2 protein-coding genes are annotated in these 1,879 nt (G+C 73.4%); both read left to right on the top strand.

Annotation, left to right across the window (positions count from 1 at the left end):
* The coding region (locus tag VIB55_RS21200) for a phosphopantetheine-binding protein (protein WP_331878667.1) at nucleotides 1–398 on the top strand (398 nt) is incomplete at its 5' end.
* A gap of 103 nt (nucleotides 399–501) precedes the next feature.
* Nucleotides 502–1,879 (top strand): AMP-binding protein (locus VIB55_RS21205; protein WP_331878668.1); only part of this gene is annotated, 1,378 nt, incomplete at its 3' end.

A 1,879-nucleotide genomic window follows, 5' to 3' on the forward strand; every position in this document is an offset into this window, starting at 1 on the left:
CCCCGAGCGGCAAGGTAGACCGCCGGGCGCTTCCCGCGCCCGAGGGCGACGCGTACGGGGCGCGGGAGTACGAGGCTCCGGTGGGCAAGGTGGAACAGCCGCTCGCCGAGATCTGGGCCGAGCTGCTGGGCGTGGAGCGGGTGGGGCGCGGGGACGACTTCTTCGCGCTGGGCGGGCACTCGCTCCTGGCGGTGCAGATGATCTCGCGGGTGCGGCAGGCGATGGACGTGGAGCTTGCCCTCGCGGCCGTGTTCGAGGCGCCCGTGCTTTCCGCCCTCGCCGACCGGATCTTGGACCTGCGGCTCGCCCGGTTCGACCCCGCGACCCTCGCGCGGCTCGCGCAACGCTTCCGCGAGCCCGGCGCGGAGACCGCCCCGGCCCTGGAGGGGGCCGGCTGAGAACGTCCGCCCGGCCAGGCCGGCCCTGTACGCTCCGCCATTCGGGGAGGTTGCGGCGCCGCGGCGCTCGCACCCCCGCAACCCATAGAGCAGTCCCGTGACCATGCAGAATCGTTCGACCGCCGGGGCCCTGGCGCTGACCGAGGCCACCGCCCCGACGCACGCCGCGGTGGAGTACTGGAAGACGACGCTTTCCGATGCGCCCGGCCCGCTGGCGCTGCCGGCCGACCATGCGCGTCCGGCGCGGCGGGATGACGCCGGCGCCAGCCTGGAGGTGGAGATGAACGAGGAGCTGCGGGCGGGGCTCGAAGCACTCTCGAGGCGGCATGGGGCCACCCTGTCCACGACGCTCCTGGCGGGATGGGCGGTGGTGCTGGGCCAGCTTGCGGGGCAGACGGATCTAGTCATCGGCACGCTGGCGGGCTACGGGCGTGGGGAAGGGGACGGGCCGGGTGGCTCCGCCGCCAACCTCGTTGCGATCCGCGCCGACCTTTCCGGCGCGCCGACCGTCGGGGAGCTGCTGCAACGGGTAAAGGAGCGTGTGCTCGGGGCGCAGCACCACCAGGACGTCCCGTTCGAGCAGGTGGTGGAGCTCGTCCAGCCCGCCTGCGGCACGGCGCACATGCCGCTCTTCCAGGTGATGTTCGCCTGGGAAAACGCGCCGGAGGGCCGCCCGGCGCTCCCTGCCGCCGGGGCAACGGCGAAGTTCGACCTGTCGCTGACTCTCTCCGAGTGGGACGGGCGGATCGTGGGCAGCCTCACGTATGCGACGGCGCTCTTCACGCGGGCAACGGTGGAGCGCTGGTTGGGCTACCTGCGGCGGGTGCTGCAAGCGATGGTGGCGGACGAGGCGCAGGTTGTGGATCGGCTGGACCTGCTCGGTGAGGCGGAACGCGCGCTGGTACTGGAGGAGTGGAACCGGACGGAGGCTGAGTACCCGACGGACCTGTGCATCCACGAGCTGTTCGAGGCGCAGGCGGCGCGCACGCCGAACGCGGTGGCGGTCGATTGGAATGACGAGACGCTGAGCTACGCCGCGCTGGACCACGCCGCCAATCGGCTGGCGAACCACCTGCGGCGGCGCGGTGTCGGCCCGGAAACCCGCGTCGGCATCTGCCTGGAGCGCGGCCCGGAGCAGGTCATCGCCCTCCTGGCCGTGCTCAAGGCGGGCGGCGCCTGCGTGCCGCTGGACCCCGCCTACCCCGCCGAGCGGCTGGCCTTCATGCTCGCCGACTCGGGCGCCCCGCTCCTTCTCACGCGCCTGCCGCTGCGGGCGGGGCTCGCCCCCGACGCCGCTGAGGTCGTCTGCCTGGACGCCGAGCGCGAGCGCATCGACGCCGAGAGCGACCAGGCGCCGACCGCCGGCGTACTGCCCGAGAACCTGGCGTACGTCATCTACACCTCCGGCTCCACGGGAACGCCCAAGGGGGTGATGGTGCCGCACCGCGGCGTGCCCAACCTGGCGTACGCCCAGGCCCGCC

The sequence above is a fragment of the Longimicrobium sp. genome (assembly GCF_036554565.1).
Classification (GTDB): domain Bacteria; phylum Gemmatimonadota; class Gemmatimonadetes; order Longimicrobiales; family Longimicrobiaceae; genus Longimicrobium.